Origin of the sequence: uncultured Campylobacter sp. (assembly GCF_905371695.1) — a bacterium.
In the GTDB taxonomy this organism is placed as follows: Bacteria; Campylobacterota; Campylobacteria; order Campylobacterales; family Campylobacteraceae; genus Campylobacter_A.
Map to the genome: position 1 here is coordinate 1 of NZ_CAJPMA010000082.1, position 7,646 is coordinate 7,646.

The window sequence follows — 7,646 nt, forward strand, 5'->3', positions numbered from 1 at the left end:
CAAAACGAGCGGATAAACAACCGCGTAAATCGCAAACGCCGTCGCGCCGAATTTTGCCAGCACGAAATAAGACGCCGTGCCGATCACCGATAAATTCGGATCAAACAAGCTAACGGCGGCGATCCTAAATAGCTCGATAGGATTTGCCATCGCGATAAAATATATGATATTTTCGTTTACGGAGTGCTTCATCAAAAAGCCGATTAGCGCCAGATCCAAAAATGCAAGCAGCGTTAGCCACAGCAAGAACGCCGCGCCTTGCCCCATTTCTTGATTTTTTATCGCGCTTGAAATAAAAAACCCGAACGACAAAAATACGATACTAAGCCCCAAAAGCAGCCCGAAATAAAGCGCTAAAATATCCCAAGGAATAAGAGCCGATTTAAAAACGCCCACTAGCGCGGCTAAAATAAGCGAAAAAAGCAGCGGCACGAATACCACGAACGCCCGTCCTAACGCCTTTCCGAAATAATACTCCGCAAGGCTAACCGGAAAGCTTAGCATATATTCAAGCAGGTTCGTGTCGCGGTCCGAGCTTATGCTTCTAACGGTCGAAATCAAGATAAAAATCGGCACTATAACGACGCAAATTTGAATAAAAAGCAGTAGCGCGCGCGTAAGCCCCGAAAACCCGAGCACCCGCGAGTCCGTCACGCCGCTAAATAAAAAACCTATCATCAGCGCGCAAAATATACAAAGATATATCAAAAACCAGCGCGAGCGAAACGATTCTTTGACGTCTAGCTTGGCGATTAGCAGCAAATTTTTCATTTAACGTCCTTTAAAATTTCGTCTTTTACTACGCAGCCTAGATCCATCTCTACGCAGCGATCAAGCATATCTCCTATCTCGCTTAATCTATGCGAGATGAAAATTAGCGTCTTATCCGCCCCAAACTCGCCAACTAGCGCTAAAAAACGCTCGCGCGCGCTAGGGTCTAGGTTAGCCGTAGGCTCGTCAAACATCATTACGGGCGTATTTTTGGCAAACGCGATAGAAATCAGCATTTTTTGCTTCATACCGCCTGAGAGCTTATAAAAAGGCTTTTTAAAATTCGCGTTTAAATTTAGCTGCATCAGCTCGCAAAATTTCGCGATGTCTTCAAATTTTACGTTCGAGCTTTTGCAGACGAATTCGCAAAGCTCGGCTAGGCTAAATTTTAAAGGCGGCGGGGTTTGCGGCACGAACGAAACGAGCTCTAACGCCGCTTTGCGGTTTTTAAGCGGGTTAAATCCGCCTATTTTCACCTCGCCCGCATCGCTTTGAAATTCGCCTAAAATTATACGCATAAGCGAGCTTTTACCGGCGCCGTTTTGCCCCAATATCGCTACTTTTTGTCCGCGTAATATCCGCAAATTTACGTCGCTTAAAATTTTTTGCGACCCGAACGTTTTGCTTACGTTTTTTATCTCTATCAAGCGTTATCCTTAAAGTAGTTTTTTAAACCCGTTATCGAAATTTAGCGCGTCTTGATGGCAAACGTCGATACAGCGTCCACATAGCGTGCAGTCCGCGCCAGCGATGCGAAACACGCTCTTTTGCCCGTTTTTTTCATCGCCCGCCTTAACCTTCGTCATCTCTAAAACGTGCGGGACCAGGCAAACGTCCACGCAGACCTGACAGTGGTCGCATTTTTGCTTATCCCAGCCTACTTTTACGGCGGCGGGACGAGCTAAAAGCGAATAAGTAGCGCCGATGGGGCAGACGTAGCGGCACCACGCCCTGCGCGAATAAAAAATTTCTACTAAAAACACGAGAACGACGAACCATATCGCGTGAAAATAGCCGTAGATAATAAAGCGCGAAAAAATTCCCACCACGCTAAAAATTTCAAAGACCAAATGCGAGCTAGCAAAGCTAAGCGCTAAAAATAAAAGCGTAAAAACGTAGCGAAACTTAGGATCGAATTCTCTGCGTTTAATTATGCGCTTAGCGGCTAAATTTTCGTGAATTTTCTCGCCGATTTCGCTAATTAGCGCGTAAGGACAAACCCAGCCGCAAAATGCCCTACCGCCCACGATAACGTAAAAAGCTAAAATGCTGCACGCGCCGATTATCAAATTTACGGGAAACGTATGCGTAGATAAAAAAACCTGCGCGCTCATAAAGACGTCTGCTAAGTGAAAGCCCAAAATTCGAGAACCCGTAATGTCGCCTTCTAAAATTTGAATGTCGGCGCGGTAAGAAAGCACGAACAAAAGATGAACGGCGATAATACTCGCAAATCGCCACGCGCGCAGGCTCAGGCGCTTTTTGCCGCGAATATCCGTGCTTATTAGCGTGCTAAAAAAGCCTACTTTTCTAACGGTCGCGCGAGTATTATATTTATCCATTATTTCATCTTTGAAATTTCGCTTGCGAGCGCGTCTAAATCGGCGTCGCTAATGTTTTTTAAAAGCCCTTTCATAAGAGAATTTTCCACCTTGCCCGCCTTATAATCGCGCAGCTTTTCAAGCAAATACGCCTTATCTTTGCCCGCTATTTGCGGCGCCATAACGCCTTTTGCGCCCGCTCCGTGGCAAGGCGCGCAGGAGGTTAAAAATAGCTTACTGGTGCCGTCTGCGGGCTTATTACTTACGCTATTTGAGAGCTGTTTTACCTTTTTCAGCTCCTCGTCGGCGGCGAAATTTTCTATCTTATCGTCCGTTTTTACCTGCGCCTCGGACCGAGTTTTTACGGATAGTTCCTCTTTTTTAGGCGCGGGAGCGCTTTGATTAGAGGCTATCATCGCCGCCATTAAAGCTAAAATTCCTACTCCAAGCCCCGCCGCGATTATCTTTCCTATCTTCATTTCGCCCTCCTAAACTGCTCGTTAAACGCGCTTATTTCGTCCGCTAGCGCTCGCGCTTCCTCGTCGCTCATTTGCAAGACCAGATCGTTCATTAACGCGTTTTTTTTCTCTTTATTTTTATAGGCTTTTATCATATTAAAAATTTCGTCGCCGCTTTTTGAAAGAAGCGACGGCCCTATTATGCCGTTAGCGTAGTCGTCGTGGCACGCCGAGCATTTTAGGATAAAATTTTTACTTAATTTGCCCTTTACGAGCTTTAAATTTATGCTTTGAAGCGGACTTCGCACCATCGCGATCGCCCCTACCGCGCGCGTTACGTTATTATCTTCGTCAAGCCCGAAACGCACCTTTTTTTGCCCCGTGATGTCGTAAATAATAAACTGCGAATTATCTTGCTTAACGGGCTCGCTCGCTTTTTGAATCTCTATCTTTCCGCTTTGCTCTAAATTGCCAGCGGGCGCGCTTTTTGCGCTATCTTGGCTTTGAGCGCCTTTTTTATCGTCGCAGCCGCTAAAAATAAGCGCTAACGCCGTTAAGGCTATTAAAATTTTCATTCTCTCTCCCTTAGTAAATTTCGCCGTATTTTTTATTAGGCGCGATATGAATTATCTGAACGGGGCAAACCTCCGCGCATGCGCCGCAGCCTACGCAGCCTTGCTTTATAAGCGGTAAATTTTTGCCCGCCGCGTCCTTTGCCATAATAATCGCGCTCTCGCCGACGGGGCAAATTTTAACGCACAAGTCGCATTCGTTATCTACGGCGTCTTTTACGACCTGCTTTACGGCTTGCTCTCTGTCGTTGTAAATTTTTCTATCTAGCAAGCGCTCGACGCTTTTTTGCGGGACGGACTCGTTTTTATTAGCCAGACACGCGCTATGATTTTTTAGCAGCGCTACGCCCATTTCGACGTCTTTTATCTCTTTGGTATCGTGGCTTAGCGCTCCGCTCGGACAGGCTAAAACGCACGGAAATAGATCGCACAAATAACAGCCCCTCTTATGCGGATCGATAAAGGACGTGCCGTTTGAGTAGCCGCTATTAATATCTAGCAAATCGATACTGTGATATGGGCAAACCTGCACGCACTGACCGCATTTTATACAAAGCGCTTCAAAGTCTTTAACCGCTCCCGGCGGTCTTAAATAAAGCTCTTTTTCGTTTGATTTAGGCAGTATTAGCCCTACGCCGTATCCGCAAGCTATACCCGCCGCGCTAGCTAGGATAAAATTTCGCCTATCAAGCTTCATAGCGACGCTCCGCGCGAATTATTAGGCGACATTTTAGGACGCGCGTCCTCTAAAAGCTTAACGGGCTGCGAAAAAGGGGCGAGCTTGGCTAGAAAATTTAAGATACTAAACACGCTCGATCCGTAGAAAAACTGCAAATTCGGATAATACTGCCACAGCTGATCGGCGTAAATATAGTGCAAAAACGGCGTATCGCCGTAGCCGTCTTTATCTATATCAAAGCTCTCGTACTCGTCGAAATAGTTCCCCGACCACTCGTTTAGATGAAATTTAGAATCGGGCGTGTCGTTCGCCGCCGTTTCCATATTCCCCATAAAATCGTTATTTAAAAATACGTTTTTGCCCTGTATGGCGTGAAACTGCACGCCAAATACGTTATGCAAAACCCTATTGTTTTTAAAGGTATTTACGGTGCCCGGCTGATAGGGCGATTCGTCTAGCATTATGCCGCGCGAATTATAGATAAATACGTTATCCGTTACTTCGAAATTAGAAGAGTCTTTCATACCCAGCCCTATACCGAACGCGCCGTTTGAATATATCACTTCGTTGCGTAAAATTTTAGAATCCGCCGAATACATAAAAAACATCCCGACGGTGTTTCGCTCGAATTTATTGTCTTCGACGAGATTATTATTAGCATACATAAAATGTAGCGAATACCTACTGTTTTCTACCGAATTTTTCCTAAACGTATTTAGGCTGGAAAACCACGCTACGATGTCTCGCGCGCCGTAGACGCGGTTATTTTCGATTAAATTTTCGTGGCTGTACCAAAGCCTGATACCGTCTCCGCGAAAGGGCATCGTAGCTACTTTGGAGACGATCTTATTGCCGATTATTTTCGAGGTATTGCACCGCTCCAAATCCACGCCGAAAAGCGAGTCGCTTATCTCGTTGTTTTCGATTACGACGCTATTTGCGTTATTACAGCTTACTCCCGCGTCGAGGTCGTTTTGGTTGCTTCCGCTGCCCGAAATTTTTAAATTTCGCAAGGTTACGTTTGAAGCGGTTATTTTTACCACGCTTGCTTTTTGCTCGCCTAAGATTAGGACGTTTTCGCCTACGCCTTCGATCGTTAAAGGCTTATTTATTAAAATATTGCCTTTATAAACGCCCTCGCCAAGCCTTATCGTATCGCCCGCGCTCGCGGCGTTTATAGCCTCTTGCAAAGCTCCCGCTGCGGCGAAATTTAAAACTAGCGCGAAGGCGAGCAAAATTTTCACTGATTTTTACCTTTTAGCTCTTTGTTTTTAGAAAAAATCGCCAAAATACAAAGCGCGCTCATAGCTACCATAGCCCAAAATCCTATGCTAGGATAGGAGTGCGTGGTAAATTGCGCTACGCTGCCGTCGCCCAGCACCGTCGGCATAAAAGGCTTAATCTTAAACGCGCCGGTTTCTTGCATATTGTGCCCGTACCAATAAAGCCAACCGGCAAACGCCCCCATAAAAAGCACCGGCGCGACGATCGTAGGAACTAGTAAAAGTCCGTTGAATTTGCCGTCGTAATATAAAAACGCCAGCATGCAAAGCGTGGCGATTAGTAGATAATAAGGCGCGATCGCGCGCTCTACGTTACCGCCGTGCTCCATCGGATACATGCCGATGTAGTGGTTTATCGTATTCATCTCGTGCACGTCGCCGCCGTATCCGTCTACGTGAAAATATACAGGGATACCGTCGGGAAAGCTCGCCTTAGGATAGTTAGGCGCTTCAAGGCTTACGTACCAGATAGGAAAGGAAGGCGTGCCGATCTCGAATTTTTGCTCGATCGCCTTTTTTACGTCCGATTTTACGTCGTCGGGGATTAGGTGGTTTTTATACTGAAACGACGTGTAAAGATCGTAAATTTTATAAGAATAAGAGGCGAGCGGCTCGCCGGCGGCGATTTTAGCCTTTGCGCCGAACCACCCGAGAACCGGAACCGTAAAGCATACGCTCATGATAATAAGCGCCAAGAGCGCGTAAATTTTATATTTACTCATTTTCTCTCCTTTAAATTTTAAAATTTCACCGCTCGCGCGGCGGGCGAAATTCTGGGTAAAATTTTAAAATTTAAAGGGCGGTTTCCCGCCCTAAATTTAATTTAATCCCGCGTTTTCGTCGACCCATTTTAGATATTCTATAATATCTTTTATCTCTTGGTCGCTCATATGCTGATTAGGCATTCTAAGATTAAAGTAGTTAATCATAGACTTAATATACTCGTCCTCGTAAAATTTAGACGGATCTTTGATGAAATCGGCCACCCATTTCTCGCCGTTTTCGTGACGTAAAAGAACGCCCGTTAGATCAGGACCGGAGCTTACTTGACCGATTACGTGACAACCGTTGCAACCGCCTTTTAGATAGGCTTTTTCGCCGTTAGCCGCGGCAGGACTCATCGGAGTAGCCAGCTCTTTTGCGAGGTTGTTTTTAGCTCTTAGTCCGACGTCGGCGGTTTTTACCAGGTATTGCCATACTTGATATTCCCAAAGTATCGCGCCGTTTACGTCGCCTTTTTTGTAAGCTTCGTCGGCTTTGGCTTTGGTCTCTTTAATCTTGCCGTATTGATCCAGCGCGTCGTCTACCAGCTCTTTAACCTTCGGGTATTTCTCGTAGTGTTTTTCTTTTAAGAAAGCCACTACGCTTTGAATTACCTCATCGGTAGCTTTATTTGTAGCTAGTACCTTGTCGTATTCGGCTTTTAGCGCTTCGGGGCTTAGAGTTTTTAGCTTGCTAGCCTTGGCGTTTTCGTATTTTTTATTCGGATCTTTTACGTATAGATAGCCCATCATTTCAAGGTGCAGCGCGGAGCAAAACTCGGTGCAGTAGTAAGGGAATACGCCCTCCATATCGGCTTTAAAATTTACGCTTACGGTTTTACCCGGTTCTACCGATGCGTGGACGTTGTAAAGATCGACCGCAAAGCCGTGCGTTTCGTCTTGGGCGCGCTCTAAATTCGTTAGATAAATCGTAACGTTATCGTCTTTATTTACCTCGATATGCTCCGGATTTATGTGGCTTCTAATCATCGTAGCGTAGACTTTGACGTTCTTTCCGTCGCGCTCTATTCGCTCTTGGCCGGCAAGCGTCGCAGACTCGTGCTGTTTGCCCGTGCGGCTATTAGTTCCCATATTATAAGTAGCCGCCGGATGAAGTTTGCTGGCGGCGATAGAAACTACGTCGTGCGGCTCTCCTAGCGGAATAGGTAGGTCGTAAAGCATCTCCATCTTAGCGCCCGTAATATCTATTAGCTGGTGGTTTTGCGGATGCAAAGGACCTACGGGATTAAAGCGGTCGATCGAGAGCTTATCTAGCGCGATAGCGTATTTACCGACCGGTTTAGCCGATTTGCCTTCCATAGTGTCTAGGTGTCCGATGTTGTAATTGACGTTAATCTTGTCAAGAACCTTTAAATTTTTATAGTCCCACTTTACGATCTGGCTATCTACGTAAAGCGAGGTGTATAAAATTCCGTCTTTTGAATCAAACGAAGTATGCAAAGGTCCAAGACCGAGCTCCACTTGTCCGTGAAGGGATTTTTTCATATCCAAAATCGGAATGCCGTAAGGATCGGTGCCCGCAAATTCTTTTTTATCGATTTGTTCCTTAATCTTTCTAAA

The 7,646-nt window shown here is 45.7% G+C and carries 9 protein-coding genes; all 9 read right to left on the reverse strand.

The annotated features are described in order from the left end of the window. Nucleotides 1-771 (reverse strand): ABC transporter permease subunit (locus tag QZ147_RS07385; protein WP_295148819.1); only part of this gene is annotated, 771 nt, incomplete at its 3' end. Then, the gene (locus tag QZ147_RS07390; RefSeq protein ID WP_295148822.1) at nucleotides 768-1,418 is read right to left on the reverse strand and encodes an ABC transporter ATP-binding protein; all 651 of its coding nucleotides are present in this window, start codon (nucleotides 1,416-1,418) and stop codon (nucleotides 768-770) included. The genes QZ147_RS07385 and QZ147_RS07390, both read right to left, overlap by 4 nt. A gap of 9 nt (nucleotides 1,419-1,427) precedes the next feature. Continuing rightward, nucleotides 1,428-2,333, reverse strand: a complete 906-nt coding sequence (locus QZ147_RS07395; RefSeq protein ID WP_295148823.1) for a NapH/MauN family ferredoxin-type protein — start codon at nucleotides 2,331-2,333, stop codon at nucleotides 1,428-1,430. Further along, nucleotides 2,333-2,791, reverse strand: a complete 459-nt coding sequence (locus QZ147_RS07400) for a c-type cytochrome (protein WP_295148826.1) — start codon at nucleotides 2,789-2,791, stop codon at nucleotides 2,333-2,335. Before QZ147_RS07400 ends, QZ147_RS07395 begins: the two co-directional genes overlap by 1 nt. Beyond that, the gene (locus tag QZ147_RS07405) at nucleotides 2,788-3,345 is read right to left on the reverse strand and encodes a hypothetical protein (protein ID WP_295148829.1); all 558 of its coding nucleotides are present in this window, start codon (nucleotides 3,343-3,345) and stop codon (nucleotides 2,788-2,790) included. The genes QZ147_RS07400 and QZ147_RS07405 overlap by 4 nt, the downstream gene beginning before the upstream one ends. Before the next feature lie 10 nt (nucleotides 3,346-3,355). Then, nucleotides 3,356-4,039: a 4Fe-4S dicluster domain-containing protein gene (locus QZ147_RS07410; protein WP_295148832.1), complete on the reverse strand. Its 684-nt coding sequence runs from the start codon at nucleotides 4,037-4,039 to the stop codon at nucleotides 3,356-3,358. Continuing rightward, the gene (locus QZ147_RS07415) at nucleotides 4,036-5,265 is read right to left on the reverse strand and encodes a nitrous oxide reductase family maturation protein NosD (protein ID WP_295148835.1); all 1,230 of its coding nucleotides are present in this window, start codon (nucleotides 5,263-5,265) and stop codon (nucleotides 4,036-4,038) included. The genes QZ147_RS07410 and QZ147_RS07415 overlap by 4 nt, the downstream gene beginning before the upstream one ends. Beyond that, complete coding sequence (locus QZ147_RS07420; RefSeq protein ID WP_295148837.1) at nucleotides 5,262-6,026, reverse strand: cytochrome C; 765 nt, start codon at nucleotides 6,024-6,026, stop codon at nucleotides 5,262-5,264. The genes QZ147_RS07415 and QZ147_RS07420 overlap by 4 nt, the downstream gene beginning before the upstream one ends. Nucleotides 6,027-6,122: 96 nt before the next feature. Beyond that, on the reverse strand, nucleotides 6,123-7,646 hold a 1,524-nt coding region (locus tag QZ147_RS07425), incomplete at its 5' end, for a c-type cytochrome (RefSeq protein ID WP_295148839.1).